21 protein-coding genes are annotated in these 20,706 nt (G+C 63.9%); 14 read left to right on the top strand and 7 right to left on the bottom strand.

What is annotated here, in order from left to right:
• The first annotated feature begins 206 nt into the window (after positions 1 to 206).
• The 3 genes from VKM35_RS06165 to VKM35_RS06155 all read left to right on the top strand — a co-directional run bounded on the left by VKM35_RS06165 (position 207) and on the right by VKM35_RS06155 (position 2,782).
• On the top strand, positions 207 to 1,820 hold the full coding sequence (locus VKM35_RS06165) for a diguanylate cyclase domain-containing protein (protein WP_324319453.1): 1,614 nt from the start codon (positions 207 to 209) through the stop codon (positions 1,818 to 1,820).
• Positions 1,821 to 2,065: 245 nt separating this feature from the next.
• Positions 2,066 to 2,482 carry a hypothetical protein gene (locus VKM35_RS06160; protein WP_324319451.1) on the top strand — a complete coding sequence of 139 codons (417 nt, stop codon included), beginning with the start codon at positions 2,066 to 2,068 and terminating at the stop codon, positions 2,480 to 2,482.
• Positions 2,483 to 2,626: 144 nt separating this feature from the next.
• Positions 2,627 to 2,782 carry a hypothetical protein gene (locus tag VKM35_RS06155; protein ID WP_324319448.1) on the top strand — a complete coding sequence of 52 codons (156 nt, stop codon included), beginning with the start codon at positions 2,627 to 2,629 and terminating at the stop codon, positions 2,780 to 2,782.
• 70 nt (positions 2,783 to 2,852) lie between these two features.
• Here VKM35_RS06155 and VKM35_RS06150 read toward each other — a convergent pair whose 3' ends face one another.
• From VKM35_RS06150 to VKM35_RS06140, 3 genes are all read right to left on the bottom strand, one after another.
• Positions 2,853 to 3,215 (bottom strand): hypothetical protein, encoded by a 363-nt coding sequence (locus VKM35_RS06150; protein ID WP_324319447.1) that lies wholly within the window; start codon positions 3,213 to 3,215, stop codon positions 2,853 to 2,855.
• 325 nt (positions 3,216 to 3,540) lie between these two features.
• Complete coding sequence (locus VKM35_RS06145; RefSeq protein WP_324319445.1) at positions 3,541 to 4,005, bottom strand: low molecular weight protein-tyrosine-phosphatase; 465 nt, start codon at positions 4,003 to 4,005, stop codon at positions 3,541 to 3,543.
• Positions 4,006 to 4,152: 147 nt separating this feature from the next.
• The gene (locus tag VKM35_RS06140) at positions 4,153 to 4,407 is read right to left on the bottom strand and encodes a hypothetical protein (RefSeq protein ID WP_324319443.1); all 255 of its coding nucleotides are present in this window, start codon (positions 4,405 to 4,407) and stop codon (positions 4,153 to 4,155) included.
• Between the two features lie 378 nt (positions 4,408 to 4,785).
• Here VKM35_RS06140 and VKM35_RS06135 point away from each other — a divergent pair, with 378 nt between their 5' ends.
• The gene (locus tag VKM35_RS06135; RefSeq protein ID WP_324319441.1) at positions 4,786 to 5,169 is read left to right on the top strand and encodes an HU family DNA-binding protein; all 384 of its coding nucleotides are present in this window, start codon (positions 4,786 to 4,788) and stop codon (positions 5,167 to 5,169) included.
• Positions 5,170 to 5,311: 142 nt separating this feature from the next.
• Here the strand turns inward: VKM35_RS06135 and VKM35_RS06130 are convergent, their stop codons facing one another.
• Positions 5,312 to 7,642, bottom strand: a complete 2,331-nt coding sequence (locus VKM35_RS06130) for a S9 family peptidase (protein ID WP_414636575.1) — start codon at positions 7,640 to 7,642, stop codon at positions 5,312 to 5,314.
• A 169-nt stretch (positions 7,643 to 7,811) separates the two neighbouring features.
• Positions 7,812 to 8,207 (bottom strand): hypothetical protein, encoded by a 396-nt coding sequence (locus tag VKM35_RS06125; RefSeq protein WP_324319439.1) that lies wholly within the window; start codon positions 8,205 to 8,207, stop codon positions 7,812 to 7,814.
• Positions 8,208 to 8,443: 236 nt separating this feature from the next.
• Here VKM35_RS06125 and VKM35_RS06120 point away from each other — a divergent pair, with 236 nt between their 5' ends.
• The 3 genes from VKM35_RS06120 to VKM35_RS06110 all read left to right on the top strand — a co-directional run bounded on the left by VKM35_RS06120 (position 8,444) and on the right by VKM35_RS06110 (position 13,845).
• Complete coding sequence (locus VKM35_RS06120; protein ID WP_324319437.1) at positions 8,444 to 10,051, top strand: hypothetical protein; 1,608 nt, start codon at positions 8,444 to 8,446, stop codon at positions 10,049 to 10,051.
• Positions 10,052 to 10,125: 74 nt separating this feature from the next.
• On the top strand, positions 10,126 to 10,878 hold the full coding sequence (locus VKM35_RS06115) for a hypothetical protein (protein ID WP_324319435.1): 753 nt from the start codon (positions 10,126 to 10,128) through the stop codon (positions 10,876 to 10,878).
• Positions 10,879 to 11,184: 306 nt separating this feature from the next.
• On the top strand, positions 11,185 to 13,845 hold the full coding sequence (locus tag VKM35_RS06110; RefSeq protein ID WP_324319433.1) for a M1 family metallopeptidase: 2,661 nt from the start codon (positions 11,185 to 11,187) through the stop codon (positions 13,843 to 13,845).
• Between the two features lie 162 nt (positions 13,846 to 14,007).
• Here VKM35_RS06110 and VKM35_RS06105 read toward each other — a convergent pair whose 3' ends face one another.
• A complete protein-coding gene (locus tag VKM35_RS06105) occupies positions 14,008 to 14,784 on the bottom strand; it encodes an outer membrane protein (RefSeq protein WP_324319431.1) in 777 nt (258 codons plus the stop codon).
• A gap of 394 nt (positions 14,785 to 15,178) precedes the next feature.
• On the opposite strand from VKM35_RS06105, the gene VKM35_RS06100 reads away from it, so the two are divergent.
• The 6 genes from VKM35_RS06100 to VKM35_RS06075 all read left to right on the top strand — a co-directional run bounded on the left by VKM35_RS06100 (position 15,179) and on the right by VKM35_RS06075 (position 19,413).
• A complete protein-coding gene (locus VKM35_RS06100; protein WP_324319429.1) occupies positions 15,179 to 15,952 on the top strand; it encodes a hypothetical protein in 774 nt (257 codons plus the stop codon).
• Positions 15,953 to 16,012: 60 nt separating this feature from the next.
• Entirely contained in the window at positions 16,013 to 16,246 is a 234-nt protein-coding gene (locus VKM35_RS06095; protein WP_324319428.1) for a VF530 family protein, read from the top strand.
• A gap of 75 nt (positions 16,247 to 16,321) precedes the next feature.
• Complete coding sequence (locus VKM35_RS06090) at positions 16,322 to 16,840, top strand: acyl-CoA thioesterase (protein WP_324319426.1); 519 nt, start codon at positions 16,322 to 16,324, stop codon at positions 16,838 to 16,840.
• 132 nt (positions 16,841 to 16,972) lie between these two features.
• Entirely contained in the window at positions 16,973 to 17,764 is a 792-nt protein-coding gene (locus tag VKM35_RS06085) for a hypothetical protein (protein WP_324319424.1), read from the top strand.
• A gap of 9 nt (positions 17,765 to 17,773) precedes the next feature.
• Positions 17,774 to 18,688, top strand: a complete 915-nt coding sequence (locus tag VKM35_RS06080) for a hypothetical protein (RefSeq protein WP_324319422.1) — start codon at positions 17,774 to 17,776, stop codon at positions 18,686 to 18,688.
• A 146-nt stretch (positions 18,689 to 18,834) separates the two neighbouring features.
• On the top strand, positions 18,835 to 19,413 hold the full coding sequence (locus tag VKM35_RS06075; RefSeq protein WP_324319420.1) for an isoprenylcysteine carboxylmethyltransferase family protein: 579 nt from the start codon (positions 18,835 to 18,837) through the stop codon (positions 19,411 to 19,413).
• Between the two features lie 130 nt (positions 19,414 to 19,543).
• Here the strand turns inward: VKM35_RS06075 and VKM35_RS06070 are convergent, their stop codons facing one another.
• A complete protein-coding gene (locus tag VKM35_RS06070; protein ID WP_324319418.1) occupies positions 19,544 to 20,173 on the bottom strand; it encodes a YceI family protein in 630 nt (209 codons plus the stop codon).
• A 132-nt stretch (positions 20,174 to 20,305) separates the two neighbouring features.
• On the opposite strand from VKM35_RS06070, the gene VKM35_RS06065 reads away from it, so the two are divergent.
• Entirely contained in the window at positions 20,306 to 20,695 is a 390-nt protein-coding gene (locus VKM35_RS06065) for a DUF2946 domain-containing protein (RefSeq protein WP_324319416.1), read from the top strand.
• Positions 20,696 to 20,706 lie beyond the last annotated feature (11 nt).

Raw genomic sequence — 20,706 nt, 5'->3', positions numbered from 1 at the left:
GGCGGCTCGTACACTCGGTAGGCAAGGCGCCGGCGGCGAAATGGAATGCCGCAGGCGATGTCGATTGCGTCGCGTTGGGCGGATCCCTGCGCTAGCTGCCGAGCATCGGCTCCAGGGGTAGCGGCAGGGGCAGCCAAGGCTCTGGGCCCGCTCAGGCAGCGGCCAAACGCGAGTAAGCTGCAAGCGTCCCTCCACCGCCCCGCGCCATGACTCTGACCACGCCGGCCCGCTCCGATCGAACGCACCTGTGGCTGGGTTTGGTGATCTTCGTGCTCGCGCTGCTGGCATCGTGGTGGTTCATCGATTTTGTCGCCAGCACTGGCGACCGCCTCGAGCGCGATCGCGTGCAGTCGCTGGCACGCACCGCAGCTGCGACGCTGGAGTCGGGTCGCATCGCCAGCTTGCGGGGCAGCAGTGCCGACATCGCCACGCCGGGTTTCGATGCGGTGCGCGATGAGCTGCGTCGGGTCCGCGACGTCAATCCGGATTTCCGTTTCGTCTATCTGATGCGGCCGCAAGCGAATGGCGGCAAGCAGATGATTTTTCTCGCCGATGCCGAAGTGCCGGAATCGCCGGACTATTCCGCGCCTGGCGACGCCTACGACGGGCCCTCGCTGGAACTGTGGCGGGTGTTCCGCACCGGCATCCCCGAGATCCAGCCGCCGTATCACGACCGCTGGGGCTATTGGGTCACCTCGATCGCGCCGGTTCGCGACGCCACCGGAAAAGTCGTCGCGATCCTCGGCATGGATGTGCGCGCCGACAACTGGCTCGCGACGCAGGCGCGCTACCGTGCGTTCGCCTTCGCGATTTCTGCTTTGGTGCTGATGTTGATTGCGCTGTTCACGCTCGGTCTGCATCTGCAGAAGCGCGCCGGTGCGCGCCTTGCCATGCTCAACGGACAGCTGGCGCAGCAACTCGATGCGCTCGAGCGCGCGCAGGAAGGCCTGCGCCTGGCCGATGTCGTCGTGCGCCACACCGGCGAGGGCGTGCTCGTGCTCGATCCGGATCTGAAGGTGCTCAGCGCCAATCCCGGTTTCGTGCGCATCACCGGCCACGCCGCGGGCGATGCCATCGGCAAGACGCCGCCGCTGTTCGATGACGACGCCGATGCCCTGCAACAAGTGCGCACGCGTTTGCAAAGCGGTGTGCATTGGGATGGCACGCTCTGGGCGCGCCGAGCCGATGGCGATCGCTTTCCGCTGGAGGCCAGTCTCGACATCGTGCGCGATGGCGAAGGCCACGTGCAGCATTACGTGATGGTGTTCCGCGACGTCACCGTGCAAAAACAACTGGAGGACCGCCTGCGCGAACTCTCCGCCACCGATGGGCTGACCCTGCTCGCCAATCGGCGCAGCTTCGACGAAGCCCTCGAGCGCGGCTGGCATCACGCCACGCGTCATGGCGAGCCGGTGTCGTTGATCATGATCGACATCGACCACTTCAAACCTTACAACGATCTCTACGGCCACGGTGCCGGCGATCGCTGTCTGCAGCAAGTGGCCACCGCCATCGCGGCAGGTGTGCGTCGCGAAGGCGCGCTGGTCGCGCGTTACGGTGGCGAGGAATTCGCGGTGATCCTGCCGCGCACCGATGCCGCCGCTGCACAGGAAATTGCCGAAGCGCTGCGCCGTCGCGTCGAATCTCTGGGCATCGCCCACGCCGGCAATCCCGACGGCCGCCGCGTCACCGTCAGCGTCGGCATCTCCACCCGCACGCCACCGCAAACCGCCGATTTCGAAGACCTGATGCAAAGCGCCGACGAGGCCCTGTATCGCGCCAAGGAAGGCGGCCGCAATGGTGTGGTGGTGGCTGGGTAGGGGCTTCGAACTATCCATCGCCTGTCATCCCGGCGAACGCCGGAGCCCACAGTGGTTTTCGCGAAAGATCAGCGTGTCGAGATCAAAATGGATCCCGGCTTTTGCCAGGATGACGAATGAAGTCACCTCGCGCCAAACCCGCGTCGAACACGGCTCGCCACGGATAGCTCACGTCTTGCGGCAGATCCATTGTCTCAGGCTGAGGACTCGCCTATCTTCTGCCGTCCTCCCTTGGAATTTCTCTCATGCGCATTGCAAGACTTCTCGTCATCGTCGTGTTGGCCGGCGGCGCTTGGTATTACTCCGATCGCGAACTCAAGAAGATGGATGCCGAGGAAGCGGTCAGCACGCAGGGGTTTGCCGCGATGACAATGCCGGACGGAATGAGTGCACGCGGCGTGATCATTTTCTCGCCGAAGGATTGTCCGTCGGACGCAGCGCAACGTGCCGAAGCGCTGGCGCAGTCGCTGCGCAGCGCGGGTATCGAATTCTCGCGATCCGATGAAGCCAACTTCGGCGATCTGCCTGATGCCGACACCGCCGCGCGCATCGAAGCGGTGATGAACGGCCCGGTGCCCGTGGTTTTCGTCAACGGCAAGGCCAAGGCCAACCCCAGCGCGGCGGAAGTCATCGCCGAGCTTCACTCCGGCCAAAAGGGCTGAAAAGAGCAGTTTTCCCGCGCTGGTATTGCTGTCCTGCGACAGGCGAAGCGAATTCCTGCGGGCAACTTTTCTGGCGGGACACCACATGCGCGATCATTCGCTGCGCCCCGGCCCTGGACGGCGACGCGGCTGGAAATCGATGGCGTGCATTACGGCGATACCGGCATTTTTCGCATCCCGGTGTCGTTTATTCCGCAAGGGAAAATTGCCGAGCCGATCCCGGAATACTGCCCGGAAAGCGCCGATGTCTATTCCGGAAGCCTGAAGCTCATTTCCAGGCCCGAAGGAACGATGCTCTGATCGTGGCGCGACCGGCGGCGTGATCAGCGTGGCGAAGAAGGAAGTGCAGGCGAAATAATCGCGCCCGCAATCAATCCTCGAACTGGAAAAGATCCAGGCCCTCGGCATCGTCGCTGGTCGAGCGCTCCGCGCTCAACGGATCGTCGGCCGATGCCTGCCGGCTGGCGAGCGTCGGGTTCGGAATCGTGCGCAGGCCCAGGCGGTGGAAGACCTCGCCGACGTGATCGGGATTGCCTGTGCGGATGTCCGGCCAGTCGGCATCGAAGAGGATATCGACGCTGACGACATCGTCGTCGCTGCGTTCTTCGAGGACGCTGAAGCTGTCCACCCAGTCGATTTCCAGCAGGGCCTTGGTCACATCTTCCAGCAGGGACGCACCGGCGCCATGACCGGCACCGTCAATGTTGTCGCGCTCGAACAGGTAGGTGCCCATGGTCCTTTTCTCTTCCATCGCCGAGTGGCCCCGCGCCACTTCGTCACCCTATCGAACTCGCGCGAAAAATAATTGTTGGCGAAGACCTTTCCGACCAGCGGGCGGAATGTACCGACGAAAGCGAAACACCGCGGCTGACGGCTATTTCCACGCGGAAATGTCGTCATTCCCGGCGAAAACGCGCTGATGTTGTTCAGCCTTGCGTCGTCGCGGAAGGCATCGACGCGCCTGGTCGCGTATCGACGCAGCGCAGCATCGATGCGCGCCGAGGAATTCCCGCCGGAGGCATCGAACTCGATGACTCGGCATCACGGCAACGCAGGCATCAGCGATCGCGATCGATCCGCTCCAGCAGACCGTGTGCGCCACGATCGATCAGCGCGAAAGCGGTTTCGAAATCGCGTGCATCGCCGGTGTAGGGATCAGGCACTTCGCCCTGCGTCTGCACGCCGGACCACTCGAGAAACAGCGCGCATTCGGCACGGGCATCGCGCGGCCGGCGTCGACGCAACGCATCGAGATTGCTGCGATCTGCGCACAGGATCAGATCGAAGTTGTTGAAGTCAGCCGGCAGCAGCATCCGCGCACGCTGCCCGGAAATGTCGATGCCGTGCTGCCGCGCCACCGCAATCGCACGCGCATCCGGCGGTTCACCCGCATGCCAGTCGCCCAGTCCTGCGGAATCGATCCGCATCGCCCCCGGCCGCGACTGCCAGCGCGCCCGCACGCAACCTTCCATCAATGGCGAGCGACAGATGTTGCCGAGGCAGACGAAGAGGAGGGAGGGCATGTGCACGCGTTGATTCTCGTGATTCGACATCGTCACTGGCAGATCGGTCTCCGTCAATCGGCCATGGCGCAACGGAATCCGGAAACGACAACGGAGCCACGCGGCTCCGTTGTCGATGCTGCCTTGGCCATGCCGCCGCCGGCGTAGTTACTTTGCCGAGGTTTTGAACTTGAGATTGACGAAGCGCTTGTTGAGCAAGGTAAACACGATGCGATCGCCGGTTTGGCCCCATTCCAGGCCGCCGCTGTCGAGTTGCGATTTGATCTTCGGCTTCAGGGTGATTTCGGAAGTGAATGCCGGAATGTCGACTACCAGCGTGCCGGTGGTCTGCTGTGCGGACGCGGCAAACCCTGGCAGCAGCAACCCGAGGGCGAGCAGGGCGCGGAAATGCGCTTGCTTCATGACTTTCCTTCAATTGAAAAATTAGGGCGAGGCAGCCGGAACGATGACCGGAATTATTCCCCTTGGCCCGCTGCGGTTTTCCGGGTGTTGCGCTGCCGCGATGGCGAATCCAACAGCGACATTGCCTGCAATTCTAGCCATGCCCAGGTCGGTCGGATGCCTCGCCGCGATCGTCTGCGGGAAGCGCGAATGTTGGGGGCCGCGGCACAGTCCCCTGCTTTTTATGGGACAAAAAAACACCAGCTTCGGATCGCGGTAGAAAAAACCCGGCTTTTTTGCTGCTTTTGGGCTTGGCGGCGCGGCAAGCTTGGTCTACATTCCGTCTGCCGAGGGGATTTCCAGGCATCCACCCACTAATTCGAGTAATACGAGGAAACTATGGCAACCAAGAAGAAAGCGGCATCCAAGAAAGCTGCGCCGAAAGCTGCCGCCAAGCCGGCCGCCGTGAAGCCGATCAAGGAAGCGCTGAGCAAGTCCGGTCTGGTCGCGCACATCGCCGAAGCCACCGCGATTGCGGCCAAGGACGTGCGTGCGGTGCTGGCAGCGCTGGAAGGCGCCGTTGCGGCATCGGTCAGCAAGAAGGGCGCTGGTTCGTTTACCCTGCCGGGCCTGCTGAAGATCACGGCGATCAACGTTGCCGCGAAGCCGAAGCGCAAGGGCATCAACCCCTTCACCAAGGAAGAGCAGTGGTTTGCCGCCAAGCCGGCTTCGACCAAGGTCAAGGTGCGTCCGCTCAAGAAGCTCAAGGACGCTGCGGCCTGAGTCATCGCCGCCGGAAGACGCCAGGCCCTGGGCCGGCGTCTTCGTTGCTTGAAGTCGCATGAAAGAAAAGGGCCGGATTCGCATCCGGCCCTTTTTTTGTTGCGTGATTGCGCTGCTGTGCGGGCCTTTCGGCCCGGCGGCGTCAGTTCGGCTTGGGCATCTTGAGCTCGTACTGCTTCGGCGGCTCGGCACCCATCAGGTAACGCACGAAATAGTCCCAGCGCTTGCGCGCCATGTACAGGCTGGCCGCGCCATAGCCGTGGTGCGCGTTGGGAATGAGCAGCAGGTCAAAATCCTTGTTCGCCTTGATAAGCGCATCGACCACCAGCAGCGTGTTGGACGGCGGCACGTTATCGTCCATCAGGCCGTGCGCGAGCAACAGGTGGCCCTTGAGGTTGGCGGCGTGGTTCTGGTTGGCCTGGTCGTCGTAGTTGGACTTGCCGTCCTTGTCCTGGCGCAGCAGGCCCTGCCATTTCTCGGCCCAGTCGTCCTCGTAGTTGCGGTTGTCGTGATTGCCGCTCTCGGCGATGCCGACCTTGAACAGATCCGGGTAGCGGAACATCGCCGTCGCCGTGGCGTTGCCGCCGCCGGAATGTCCCCAGACGCCAACGCGATCCATGTCGATCCAGGAATAGCGCTTGCCGAGCTCGTGCAGCGCGGCGACCTGGTCGGGCAGGGTGTTGTCGCCGATGTTCTGGAAATACGCGTCGTGGAAAGCCTTGGAGCGCCACGGCGTGCCCATGCCGTCGATCGCGACGACGATGAAGCCCAATTCCGCCAGCGCCTGATTGTCGCCATGCGCGGGCAGGAAGCTGCGGCTGCGCACCGATCCGGTCTGCGGGCCGGGATAGATGTAATCGACGATCGGATATTTCTTGCTGGCGTCGAAGTTGCTGGGCTTGAACATCTGGCCGTACACCAGCGTTTTGCCGTCGCGCGCGGTCGCCGTGAACGGTTCCGGCGCGACCCAGCCGCTGGCGCGCAGGCGCGTGAGGTCGGCGTGGGCGAGTTCGGCGATCTTGCTGCCGTCGTCGCTGCGGCGCAGCGTGGTCACCGGCGCGGTCGCGACGGTCGACCAGGTATCGACGAAATACTTTCCGTCGGATGACATCAGCACCTCATGATCGGCGTCTTCCGGCGTGAGCAGGGTCAGGCCCTTGCCGTCGAAACCGATTTTGTAGAAATGCTGGAAATACGGGTCGCGACCGCGTTCCTTGCCGACGCCGCGGAACCACAGCGTGCGCGATTTCGCATCGACGCGCAGCACCTCGCTGACATTGCCCTCGCCGGTGGTGATCGCCTGCTTGAGCTTGCCGCTGGCGAGGTCGTACAGATAGAGATTGCCCCAGTTGTTGCGCTCGCTGAACCAGATCACTTCCTGGCTCTCGGGCAGGTAGCGCCAGTTCACCGCGCCATTGCCGCTCTCGAAATACGTTGCGACTTTTTCGTTGAACACCTCGCGCACCGCACCGGTTTCAGTATTGGCCACGCGCATCCAGGTCTGGGTGTGATCGCGCGAGGTGGATACGAAGCCGAGGCTGCGGCCGTCCGCGGCCCATTGCACGTCTTCCCAGCCGCCGAAGCAGCTGACGTCATCGCAGAGGCTGGAACGATGCTGGTCCGGCGGCATCTTCAGGCGCAGCACGTGTGGCGAATCGACGCGGATGACCACGCGCTCGATCATCGTGATGTCCTTGTCGCCGACCAGCGGATATTTCCAGGTCTCGACATGCGGATGGCCGACGCCGGTGCCGACCGTGGTCATCTCGCCGGTCTTGCGCTGGTCCTGCTGGAAAGTGGCGATCTGTTTCGAATCCGGCGACCAGACCAGCACCGCGCGATCGCTGTGCGTCCAGCCGGCGTTGTCGGTGGCGTAACCGAAATCCTTGATGCCATCGGTGGTCAGCGCGCTTTCCTTGCCCGTGGCGACATCGCGCAGCCACAGGTTCCAGTTGCGGATGAAGGCTTCGTGCTTGCCGTCGGGGGCGAGCACGCCGGGCTCGTCGCCGGTTTTCGGTCCCGCGGCGGCAACGCTGCAACTCGCTTTCGCGCCGAGGTCGCAAAGGTAGTGTTGCCCGTGCGTGGTGATGTTCCAGCGGCCATCGCTGCCGCGAGTGAAGTCCGAGATCGGCGGCGCCAGCAAATTGCTCTTGACCGGCTTGCCGGTGGCGGCAGACAGCGCCGAATAAAGTTTGTCCTGGTCGAAGGCCGACATGGCCTTGCCGGTGGCCGGATCGACCTGCATCCAGTGGCCACCGCCGGCATCGGAATCGAGCCAGGTCAGCGTGCCGTCGTCGCGCCAGGTCAGACGCGACGCGGCGTGATCGATCAAAGGCACGGTGCGGTAAGAGAGTGCGTTTTCCGCACGCTGATAGTCGCTGGCGGTGAGTGCGCGCGTCTGCGCGGCGGCGCCTGTCGACACCACTGCCGTCAACGCTCCCAGCAAACACGATTTGACCATCATCGAACGCATGCAGACCTCCAGGACAACGAATGGGTGGGGCGTGCACGGCAGCGAGCCGTCGCGTCCCGGACGCCCATGCTAGCCCGGCGCGCGCTGCCGCGCCCCCTGCCGAACGCCATGGTGCGTCGTCGGCGGCGCTTGTAGGGACGGAGCTGCGCAGGGGCAGCCCGCGTGTCGGTCAGATGGCTTTCTGCTCGAGGCGCTCGCGGCGTTCGGCTTCGAGCATGTCGAGATAATCGTCCAGTGTTTTTCCGTGGCTTTCGGCCTCCAGCGTCGCTGCGCCGGCGAGTGCGGCGGAATAGTCCAGGCGCAGGGTCTGGCCGTTCTGCGCATGCAGGGCGACGATGTGCTTGAGCATCGCGATGACCATACCAGCGCTGTCGGTGTTGGCGACGACCTTGCCGCCGAAGATCACGCCCCAGGCATCGCCGCGCTGACCGGCACCACCGACCACGGCGTCGTCCTCGTCGAGCAGATGCGCCTGCGCGGTGATCGCCGTGCTGCTGCGGGCTGCGCCGGGCCTGGCGAGCTTTTTCCGACGCAGGTCGCGCTTGGCCTTGGAATGGATGGACATCGGGAATTCCTTGCGCGGTGATACGGGCGGGCGCTGAGGGGCCTAGTCTTGCAGAAAATGTGTCGGCCAGTGTCGTCGCCGCAGATCGTTCGCGGCAGCGGGTGACAAATGCGCAACCGTCGGCCATCGCGCGCAATATCGCTGCTGTCGTTGTGTGAGCCCGCGCACAGTCGTGCGGCTTGTGCGCTTCATTCGGGCAATGGGAGTATCGATGCCTGTCCTCCTGAAGCCCTCCCATGAAACGAATCGCCGCGGTACTCGCTCTTGGGCTGTGTGTTCACCCGACGATGGTGCTGGCGCAGGCGGGGTCGGGAACGAGTTTCGCCTACTGCGATGTCGAGGACACCGGCGGTCGAAAAATCTGGGTATCGCAGGTTTTCCCCGCGCCGAAATACACCGATGGCATGGAGACCGAGTTCCACACCTATGTCGGTACGCTGGGTGGCGCCGGCAACAAGCGCTGCCTGGTTGCGCTCACGCGCGAGGACGCGCAGGCGACGCGCGACAAGATCGAAGCGATCATGCGAAAGCGCACTTTCGGCATTTCCGTCTACAGCTGGCATGACGTCAACTGGACGCCGAGCGCGGCGATGTATGCCGCCACCGGGCCGAAACCAGCGATGGCGACGGATCAGTTCGTCTACTGTCGCAACGTCAATGTCGATAGTCGCAAGATGGTCGAATCGTATGTGTTCGTCGCGTCGTTGCCGCCAAACACCCAGGCCGGCTATTTCTCCGAACTCAGCCGCTACGGCAAGGAGTTCGATGCGCAGGTCGTGGGCCAGGGCGTTGCCTCGGGCGCGATGTGCCTCGCCAGCGACACGCGTGCGGAAGCCGACAAGAGTCGCGAGGATTTCCGCAAGTCGTTCCCGTTTTCGGGCATCAAGAAAATCGACGTGGCCTTTGCGCCGGGACCGATGCCTGCGGCAGCCATCGCACCATCGCGATCGGCGGCAACGACGAAAGCCATTGCGACGACATCCAATGCCGCGTTGGCCAATGGCGCCGACGACGAAGTCGAAGCGGATTTCTGGCGCCGCATCGCCAGCAGCAAGAACGCCCAGGATTTCGACGATTACCTCGCGACGTACCCGCAGGGCCGGCATGCGCCGATCGCACGCCTGGAGTCGCGACGCCTGCGTGGCGGCGCCGCGAATGCACCCGCGGCGAAGCCCGGCAAACCCGGCGCGCGTGCGCCAGCGGCCTCCGCCAACGTTGTTCTCGATCCGGCCTATCCCATCGACGATGCGATCCGGCACCGGATCGACAGCGAACGCTTCTTCCGGGTTCCGGCCGCCACGGCCGGTGATCCGGTGCAGCAATCGGGCAGCCGCATGGCCAACAAGACGGTGCCGATCGCATCCGCGTTGAAGGCGCAGCGCATCGCTGGCAGCAATATCTGTCGGGTCGAGCAGCAGATCAGCGCGGGCCAGAGCGATCCGGTCGTGACCACCACTACTGGACTGAACTGGGCGGGTTTCATTCCGCTGAACGATGCCTCGAAGATGTCGAGCCAGTACGGGGTCGTCAACGGCGTCGTGCGCGCGATCGATATCGACAATCTGTCCGGGCAACCTTTCCCGCTGCTTGCGGGCAGTGCGTTCGGCTTCCGGTACAAGCTCGAAAACGTCGACAATTCAACCGGGACGAAGACGTTTTCGATGAACTGGACTTGCCGTGTTGGCGCGACCACGCCTGCTGCCGCGGTGATCGCGGGAACGCCGGGCGATCAAACCGAACTGCAATGCCACGCCAGCTTCGAAGGTCTCCCTCTGCCGGAACGCGATTCGGTCTGGCACTGGTTCGGCGCCGCTGGCTGTTTCCTGCAGGACCCGACCCGCTAGACTGGCGCGACTGCGATTGGCAGGCCCGATCGTCGATCACCCGACGCAGTTCCTGATTTTTCCGGAGTATTTCGATGAAGACATGGCTGATTGCAGCGTCCTGCCTGCTGATGTTTGCCGCGGCATCCGTGCGCGCCGGTGAGCCGTCCTTGCCCGGAGGATGGTCGAGTCCACTGCGTCTGGCAAAGATGGAGAATGTCGATCCAGGCGACATCGCCACCTATGAAGCTGCACGTCGCGTCGGCAAGTCGGCGTCGACGGATGCGGTGATGGTCTGGTCCGGGAAGAGCCATGGTGCGCAGACGTATCTGCGGCTGATTCCGTTCACGCGCTTCGGCGATCTCGATGCGCGCCAGGACACGATGGCCGTGAGCGCCGCCAACCGCGATCCGCTGTTGCGCGCGCCTTTCGTCACGCAGGTGTGGCGGCGCGTCGACGAGATGTCTTTTCCGTCGCCTACCGATCCGGGCTTGAACGAATTGACTGCGATGAGTGCGCGCATCGAGATCGTCAGCGAGCTCGACGATGCCAAGCGCGCGACGCTGGTACAGGCCTGGAAAACCCTGGAAACCGCGCTCGCGGCGCAGAAGTATCCGCTCGCCACGGTGACTTACGAAAACAGTTTTGGCCATGGCGAACTGATCCGCATCTGGCTGGCGAAGGACGAGGCGACGCTGAAATCCGCCGCGACCATGTCGGTGCTGCTCGGTTGGGAGTTGGGCGATCGCAAGGCCAGGGATCTGCTGTTCGAGATCAATCAGCATGTTCAGATCCAGTCCTCCTTCCTGGTGCAGCGCCGGCCGGAGCTGTCCAGCCCCGGGCAGTGATTGCGCGCTGGCGAATATTTCCCCGGTCGTCGCCGAAATAATCTGTTGCTGCGGGATTCGCGACCCGCTGCGGTCGCGAAAGTCTGCCTTGAGCGTTGCCGGCGAGGCCGGGACGGAAGGTCATGCATGACTTCTGGGCCTGTCTGGGCTCCGGCCCGGTCGTCAGTCTGGCCCTCGGTGGCGGAGCACTGACGCTTCGCAGGGGCGATCCAGCAGCGATCCTCAGTCCGGCCATCACCCAATTCGCTGCGCGGCCTCGCGCAGCTTTCGGCCGTGCTGGCCAGCCTTCCTGTTGAGGAGTTTCGGATGCGCCGCATTCTGGTTTCTGCCATCGTCCTGGCGCTTGCCGGGCTTCCCGCCGTTTCCGCGCTCGCGGCCACTGGCAAGCCTGCCGCCGCCGTTTCCGCGACCACCACGCAGTTGCCGCGTACGGTGCGGCCCAGCCATTACGACGTGGCGATCGTGCCCGACGCCAAGTCGCTGACTTTCGCCGGCAAAGTCGGCATCAGCATCGACGTGCTGCAACCGACCGCCAGCATTACGCTCAATGCCCTCGACATGAGCTTCTCGCGCGTGCAACTGCTCGCCGCCGACGGCAAGACCGTTGTCGCCACCGGCAGCGCGAAAGTCGACGCCGATGCCCAGACCGCGACCTTCAGCTTCGCAAAAGAAATAGCGAAAGGCCGTTATCAGCTCGCGCTCGATTACACCGGCAAGATCGGCACGCAGGCCAATGGCCTGTTTGCGATCGATTACGACACCGCCGCCGGCAGCAAGCGCGCGCTGTACACGCAGTTCGAAAACTCCGATGCGCGCCGGCTGATTCCGTCCTGGGACGAGCCCGCGTACAAGGCGACGTTCGCGCTGAGCGCGGACGTGCCCAGCGACCAGATGGCGGTCAGCAACATGCCCGCCGCGCAGACCACCGATCTGGGCAACGGCCGCGCGCTGGTGCGCTTCGCACCGACGCCGAAGATGTCGACCTACCTGCTGTTCTTCGCACTCGGCGATTTCGATCGCGCCAGCGACAGCATCGACGGCACCGAAGTCGGCGTGGTCACGCAGAAAGGCGTGTCCGCACAGGCCGCGTTCGCGCTGTCTTCGGCCAAGACGGTGCTGCTCGAATACAACGATTACTTCGCCACGCGCTATCCGCTGCCCAAACTCGACAACGTCGCTTCGCCCGGCAGCAGCCAGTTCTTCGGCGCGATGGAAAACTGGGGCGCGATCTACACGTTCGAATACGCGATGCTGCTCGATCCGAGCATCTCGACCGAAGCCGACAAGCAGGAAGTGTTCTCGATCGAGGCGCACGAGATGGCGCACCAGTGGTTCGGCGATCTGGTGACGATGCGCTGGTGGGACGACCTGTGGCTCAACGAAGGTTTCGCGTCGTGGATGGCCAGCCGCACCACCGAGAAACTGCATCCGGAGTGGAACACCGCGCTGCAATCGGTGGGCAGCCGCGAATCGGCGATGGGCCGCGATGCCGTCGCGACCACGCACCCGGTGGTGCAGCACGTCGAGACCGTAGAACAGGCCAGCCAGGCGTTCGACGCGATCACCTATTCCAAGGGCGAGGCGGTGATCCACATGCTCGAAGGCTACGTCGGCGCCAATGCCTGGCGCGACGGCGTGCGTCGATACATGAAGGCGCATGCCTACGGCAACACGTCGTCGGATGATCTGTGGAAGGAAATCGAAGCCGCGGCGGGCAAACCCATCACCGCGATCGCGCATGATTTCACCCTGCAGCCGGGTGTGCCGCTGATCCGCGTTGGCGAACCCGTGTGCAGCGCAGGCAAGACCACGCTGACCTTGACGCAGGGCGAATTCACCACCGACCGTCCCGACAAGAAGCCGCTGAGCTGGCGCGTGCCGGTGATCGCCGGAATGATCGGCAGCGACAAGACCGCGCGTGCGCTGGTGACCGGCGGCAAGGCAACGATCAGCCTGCCCGGTTGCGGCGCGGTGATCGTCAACGCCGGCCAGAGCGGCTACTACCGCACGTTGTATTCGCCGAAACAATTCGCACAGGTCAAGAGCGGCTTCGGCAAGCTCGCGCCGATCGACCAACTCGGTGTCCTCTCCGACAGCTGGTCGTTGTCGCTGGCTGGATTGCAGCCGACATCGGACTTCCTCGACCTCGCCAAGGCCACGCCGATCGATGCCGATCCGCAGATCTGGGGCAAGGTCGCTGGTGTGTTTTCGAGCATCAACACCTATTACAACGGTGACGCGGCGCGGCAGGCGAAATTCCGCACATTCGCGATCGCGCAACTCGCGCCGGCCTTCGCCGAAGTGGGTTGGACGCCGCGACCCGGTGAACTCGATACCGTGGCGATTCTGCGCAGTGATCTGATCTACACGCTGAGCGCACTCGGCGATCCGGCCGTGATCGCCGAAGCGCGACGTCGTTACGCGGCACAGGCCAGCGATCCGGCCGCGATGCCGGCGGCCTTGCGCAAGACCATCCTCGCCGTCGTTGCGCGTCATGCCGATGCGGCGCTCTGGGATCAATTGCATGCGGCGGCGATCGCGGAAAAAACGCCGCTGATCAAGGACCAGTGGTATGGGCTGTTGGCCTCGCCCGAAGATGCGGCATTGGCGCAGCGCGCGCTGGACCTGTCGCTGACGGCGGAGCCCGGTGCCACCAACAGCGCCGGCATGATCAGCGATGTCGCCGGCCTGCATCCGGACATGGCCTTCGATTTCGCGATGGCGCACATGGGTCAGGTCAACGAACGCGTTGATGCGACTTCGCGTGGCAGTTACTACCCGGGACTGGCGGGACGCTCGGCGGATCCGGCGATGATCGGCAAGATCAAGGCCTACGCGCTCGCCAATCTCGCGCCCGGTTCGCGCCGTGGTGCCGATACGGCGGCGGTCAGCATCGCCTACCGCGTCAAGATCCGTCGCGAGCGCCTGCCGGCGATCGATGCCTGGCTGGCGAAGCACCGCGCCTGATCGCGATTCAACGACCGGCGATTGCATCGCGTTGAATTTCTCTTCCATCAGGAAAAACGGCATAAAAAAAGCCCCGCAGAAAACTGCGGGGCTTTTTCGTTTGCGGCCGCTTGTCGGCGAACAAGACCCGCATGTGCGGGTCCTGTTGCCGGAGACAGACGATCAGAAGCGGTAGTTGACGCCGATGCGCAGGATGTTTTCCTTGTAATCGGCCGAGTGATAGAAGGTGTTGGTCGGGAACGCGATTGGCGGCGTGAAAGCGGTGAGGTTGGTGCTGGTGCCGGAAATGCTGCCGAAGTCGGCGCGCAGGTATTCGGCTTTGAGCGACCAGTGGTTCTGGAAGTTGTACTCGTAGCCCACGCCCCAGATCGTTGCGCTCTTGGTCTTGGAGGCGGCGAAGCTCTCGGCGGCCGTGGCGAAGTTGTCGTTGAAGGTGTCCACGACCTTGAGCTTGGTGCGGCCCAGGCCGGCGGTGACGTAGTACAACGAATTGCCGGCGCTCAGGCCGAGGCGGCCACGCAGCGTCATCAACTGGTCGGCCTTGGTGGTTTCGCTGAGGGTGTAGGCAGTGGGTGCGCAGCACGGATAGGTACCGCCGGCGGCGCGCGAGTCGGAAGCGCTCTGCGTGTTGTAGTCGAATTCGACGCCAAAGACCGCGTCGCCCTTCTGGAAGTTGTAGCCAGCGGTGACGCCGCCACCGAAGGAATCCGGGCTGACCTTGCCGGCTGCAGAGGAAGCGATTGCGGGCGTGCTGCTCATCGCGAAGTAACCGGTCGGGCTGAACACCGGGGTGACCGCGACATTGGATTTGCCTTTTACCTGGCCGGCGTTGGCGCCGATGTAGAAACCGGTCCAGTCCGTGGTGGCTGCCTGCGCCGCTGTGCTGGCGGTGGCGAGTGCGAGCAGGGTTGCAGCGATGCTGAGTGTCTTGGAAGCCATCTGTTGAGTCCTCGAATGATGTGAGTGTGTGCGGTGACCTGGCCAGCCCTTTGGGAGCTGCGGTCATCGGTCCATCGACAGGAAATCGTTTGCTTGTGGCTGTCGGGCCGACGGGTTGAATAACGCCAGTTTTACAAAAAGGTGGACAAGAGGACCTGCGGCCCTGCTCGCCGGGTCCCTCCGGAGCCCCATTTTTCAGGCTTTTCCATCACTTGCGCGGGAGACGGCTTCATTCATCGTGATGAACAAAATGGGGCTGTCGCCAATTTCGCAGCGCAGCAAAAGAAGCGCGAAAAACATTGCTGATCTCCCGACCTCGCCTTGCAGAGACTTACGATCGGATCGGCGATCGGCGCATCATGGCCGCGAGATTTGATGGCGACGCGGGCATCCGATGCTGCGAGCAACGCGACCGACGCTGGCGATTTCCCTTCTGGCCTTGGCGTGGGGCGGAGCGTTGTCGATGTCGGCCGATATCGCCGCGGCGCAAACGTCGTCGCCCGTCTCGGGCGAACGCCTGCTCAAACCCTTGGCCGTGGACATCAAGCTGTCGGCCGATGGCAGGATCACCCAGACGCGCGCCGATGACGCGATGCCGACAGCGCTGCGCGAGTTGCTGCTCAAGGCGGTCGGCACCTGGAAGTTTTCGCCGGCGCGACGCAAGGGCGTCGCCATCGATTGGGCGACGCGGGTGACGGTCACCCTGATCGCGGTGCCTACGAACAACGGTTTTTCCCTGCGTGTGGCCGACGTGGCATTGGCCAATACCTGGATGCCCGAGCACGGCGTTTCGAAACCACCGCCTTTGCCCGCCGGATTGCTGTCGGCACGGCAGCGGACGACGCTGGCATTCGTGCTCGATCCCGGCGTCGATGCGCAGGATTACGATATCCGCGTCATTCGCCGGGACGGCCGCGCCATCGAGAAGCACGATCCTTATGCCGTCGGTGCGCTGCCGACGGTGCGAAGCTGGCACTTCGATTCCCTGCAATGGGATGGCGCTTCCTATGCCGAAGCGATCTGCGTGCCGGTGGTGTTTACGCTCGACATGCACGATGCACCTGAGGAAACCGCGGCGGAGCGCGCCAGGGCCTGCCAGTCGATTCCCGAGCTCGCGGATTTCCGCGGCATCGCGCTGCTCGACACGCCGGTCGGCAAGATGCTCTGATCCATCGTGGCGCGCGCCTCTCGATAGCGCCCTTATCGAAGCTTCGGGGAAATCAGGATGATGGCTGCGTCGTCGAAGGATCCGCTGCATGGCATCACCCTCGAGCGCATGCTCGTCGATCTTGTTGCGCAACTGGGTTGGGATGGTCTCGGCAGCGAGATTCCCGTGCGTTGCTTCAATGTCGACCCCAGCATCAAGTCGAGCCTTACGTTTCTGCGGCGCACGCCTTGGGCGCGCAGCAAAGTCGAGGAGCTGTATCGCCAGCACAGGGATGCATCCGCGGCGGGGCAATGAGAGCATGCGGCAGGAGCATCGACTCGCACGCAGCATCGATGCGTTGACTGCGACATCCAGACCTCGGAGATCCCCATGACCGGCAGCCAGCGCGAAATCACTTTCCGTTTCCTCGCCGAGCCGACCGATGTCAATTTCGGCGGCCAGGTGCACGGCGGCGCGGTGATGAAGTGGATCGATCAAGCCGGCTTCGCCTGCGCCGCCGGCTGGGCCGGCACGTATTGCGTCACCATCTATGTCGGCGGCATCCAGTTCGAGCGGCCGATCCGGATCGGGCAACTGGTGGAAGTGCGCGCGCAGGTGGTCTACACCGGCACCACCAGCCTGCATGTCGCCGTGCAGGTGTCGGCGCGCGACACCACCGGCAATCAGTACGAGCGCACCACGCATTGCCTGATGGTGTTCGTGGCGCTGGACGAGCAGCGCAAGCCGGTCGCGGTGCCGGCATTCGTGCCGATCAGCGATGAAGAGAAGGAGCTGTCGAACTACGCGCAGCACATCATGATGATGCGCAAGGTCATCGAGGCCGAGCGTCGGCGCTTTCTCGCCCGGATCGAATCGGCGCCGCACAAGCCGGCCGATCCGCCGGCCTGACGCGGTCGCCCTTTTCGCCGGCGGCGGATGCGATTAGAGTCGGCCTGTCCTGGGCGCGCCGCGCGCACTTTGCGCGGCAGCGATGGGAGCCAGGAGTGCAGCATCGACCGATCACACATCCAGGGGTGACTCATGAAGCGTGGACTGATCTTGGTACTGGCATTGGCGGGCGCATCCGCTGCGCATGCCGACAGCGTTTTTCCGCTCGGCAAGGACATGGCTGCGGGCCATCAGCTGCCGCGGCCCTACGGCATCGGCGTGGATTATTTCGGCGCGCACCAGGACTATGAGATCAAGTCCCTGCAATTCGTTTTCCCGGGGGCACCGCCGGTGCCGCCCAGCCTGGTCGGCGTCAAGAACCGCATGCACGAGGAAGACGTCAAGTTCGATGTCTGGGTATTTCCGTTCCTCAACGTCTTCGCGGTGTACGGCCATATCAACGCCGAGACCAAGGTCGATCTTTCCGCGATCACCTTCCCCGGGCTGCCGGCATCGTTGGGTGTGTTGCCGGTCAACTATCAGGGGCAGGCCTACGGCGGCGGCATGACGCTGGCCTACGGAAACGAAAAGTGGTTCACCTCGCTCACTGGTGTGCGGGTCAACACCAGCCTGAGCGGCGATTTCGATTCCTCGGTCACTTCGACCACCTGGCAACCGCGCATCGGTCTGGTCCGTGGCAACTGGCAGGTCTGGACCGGTGGGCTTTACATCAAGACCAATGAGCGCCATCAGGGCACGATCGCACTGCCCTTCATTGGGCCTGTGCCGTTCGATGTCGAGCTCGGCGAGCGCAACAAGTGGAACGCCACGCTAGGCGCGCGCTACAGCTTCGATCGCGATTTCGACATCTCGCTGGAAGCCGGCGGCGGTGGTCGCGAGACACTGCTGTTGAATGGCACCTGGCGTTTCGGCGGCAACGACTGAGGCGGCACGATGCGTCGCTGGCCAGCGCTGTGGCTAGGCCTGGCCTGCGGGCTCGTGCTCGGCAACGCCTGCGCTTACGAAACCGATCCTTACACGCATCGTCTGGCGCCGCTGGTCGACGCCGCGCCCGCGCTCGATCGCGAGGTCAACGCGGCGCTGCGCGAGGTATTGATCGAGCATGGCAGCGAGCCGCGCGAGGAGCGCATCGTCGCGGCGGTGTTCCATCGCCTCGGCGGTTACTACTGGGTCGACCATATCGAGCGCTGGGCGATGGATTCGCCGGAAGTGCAGAAGCTGCCGACGCCGCGCTGGCATTCGATTTATCGTGATGTACCGCTGCACGACAGCCGCATCAGCGGTTTGTTCGGCATCGGCCCGAGCTTTCTTCTGGATGGAAACCTGATCGGCACCGACAAGCTTGGTCATTTCTTTTCGCAGGGGCGGAAGTTCTGGCGGCGCTGGCGACGCCTGCACGACGAGGGCCGGGCCGCAGCGCATTCGGCTTTCACCGAACGGGCGATCTTCGGCGCGCCGATGACCGGTGTCTATTCCAATGCCGACCTGGTCGCGAACTACGAGGGCTATCGTTTCTACCGCAGCCTGTTCGAGGACGATGTCGTGCCGGGCAAGCTGGCGCTGCTGCGCTGGCAGGACGGCCACTGGATCCAGCAACGGCAGTTCGAATGGAACGATTTCGTCAACGCCTACTGGGACGAGGCGCTCAATCCCAATGCCTATGACGGCCTGCTGGCCCCGGCGATGCGGCGGCGGCTGCGGGAATTCTGCCCTGAGGTCGCGCAGGCACCGGAGCGCTACCGCGTCCCGCCGGACGAAGATGCGCGCCTGCAACAGCGGTACCGGCAATTGCAGTTGCGCGATCGTCGCGACTGGCGGCTCGACCGCCTCTGTGCGGAAAGCGGATGAGCGATTGAAATTTCCTGGCGGAACACCGGCGAATCCGTCCCCGGGTTCCGCCACTCGTCCCCGATGACCCGCACTCCGTCACCGCCGACGCGGCCTGGCGCGATGTGTCGACGCAGACTGGGCGCACTCATCCACTGGAGACTGCGATGCACCCCGAATTCGAACTTGGCCTGCGGGCCGCCTGGCTGACCCTGATCGCTTACTGGGTCTGGAGCGCGCGGACGGCCAAATCGTCCAGCCGCAACGAACCGGCCTGGCGGCGTCTGCTGATGTACTGGCTGCCCTTGTTCGTCGCGGTGCTGCTGCTCGGGCCCGGCGAATGGTTTGGCCACAGCTGGTTGCGCGAACGTTTCGTGCCGCACGGCCGCTGGGTCGAGGCGATCGGTTTGGGCATCGTCTGGGCGGGCGTGCTGATCGCCTGCTGGGCGCGGTACGTGCTGGGTCGCAACTGGAGCAGCGTGGTGCAGCTCAAGGTCGATCACGAACTGATCGAGCACGGCCCTTACCGGCTCGTGCGCCATCCGATCTACACCGGGTTGCTGGTCGCGTTCTTCGGCAATGCGGTGATGGTCGGTGACTGGCGCGGGCTGATCGCAGTGGCGATCGTCTTCGCGTCGTTCTGGCGCAAGCTGCGCCTGGAAGAGACTTGGCTGGGCGAGTTCTTTGGCAGCCGCTACGACGAATACCGGCAGCGCAGTTACGCGTTGCTGCCCGGAATTATCTGAGCCCGATTCGTAGGAGCCAGCTTGGTCTTGGTAGGAGCCAGCTTGCTGGCGACAGCTGCTCGTGGGCACCTTGTCGCCAGCGAGCTGGCTCCTACGCGTCGGTCGCCAGCAAGCTGGCTCCTACGATTAACTATTTGGCCATTTCCTTCATCGCTTTTGCGTAGCCTTCGGCTTCCATGGCCTCGACGGTGATGCGCACCTGCACATCGTCGCCGACCATCGGCACACCGTAGCCGAGGCCGAAATCGGAACGTTTGATATGCGTGCTGGCGTCGAAGCCCAGCGCCGGCAGCTTGAGCATCGGATAGATGCCCTGCTGGTTGAGCGTGACATCGAGCACCACCGGCTTGGTCACGCCGTGCAGGCTCAGGTCACCGGTTACCTTGAAGCGGCCAGCCTTGGCGCCGCGCTCGACCTTGGTACTGGTGAAGGTGATCGTCGGAAATTTCGCCGTGTCGAAAAACTTGTCGCCGCGCAATTCCTCATCCAGCGCCGCCACCCGGGTGTGGATGCTGTCGACGGCGATGTTGACCTTCACCGAGGACTTGCTGATATCGGCGGCGTTCCATTTGAGGCTGCCGCTGATCGTGTCGAAGTCGCCGCCGGGATGCGAATAACCCATATGCGCCCAATTGAATTGCACCTGGGTATGGCTGGGGTCCAGCGTGTAGGTCACGTCGGCGGCGGTCGCCGGCGCGGCGAAAGTCGAGAGCAGGCTGGCGAGGGCAAGCGGTAGCAGGGGCTTGAAGGCGGGGGACATGGCGTCGTTCTCCAGGGGTGGGCGGCGGGCCGCGTAAATATGCCACCGCGCGGTCCGGTCAGGCGAAAAACCCGTTTGCTGTGGTCCGGAAACGCCACCGCGACGGAGGCCTTGGGGTAAAATTCCGCCCCCATGCGCGCCCCGTCCTTCCTCCGCACCATGACCGTCCTGGCCTTGCTGGCCATGGCGTTGCTGGCGCTGGCGCCGACGATCAGCCGTCTGCGCGCGCCCGACCAGCACGGCGGCAATGGCGTCTGGGCCGAGATGTGCACGCTTGCCGGCCTGAAGTGGGTGAAGTTGCCGGGTGGCGATGGCGCCGGCATTCCCAAGCCCTCAGCTGCGATGGGCGATGACTGCGCCTACTGCCCGCTGCTCAATGCACTGGCGACGCTGTTCGTCCTCGCCGTGCTTTTGCTGCCGCGTCTGCGTGCCGATATCGCGCAGGTTTTTTTCGTTGCACCACGGCGATCATCGCCGTATCCCAGCGGCCTCGGTTCCCGCGGCCCGCCACTCGCCTTCTGAATAGCAAGCAC

The organism is Arenimonas sp. (assembly GCF_035312645.1).
Taxonomy (GTDB): domain Bacteria; phylum Pseudomonadota; class Gammaproteobacteria; order Xanthomonadales; family Xanthomonadaceae; genus Arenimonas.
This window is presented reverse-complemented; position numbering and strand designations above follow the sequence as displayed.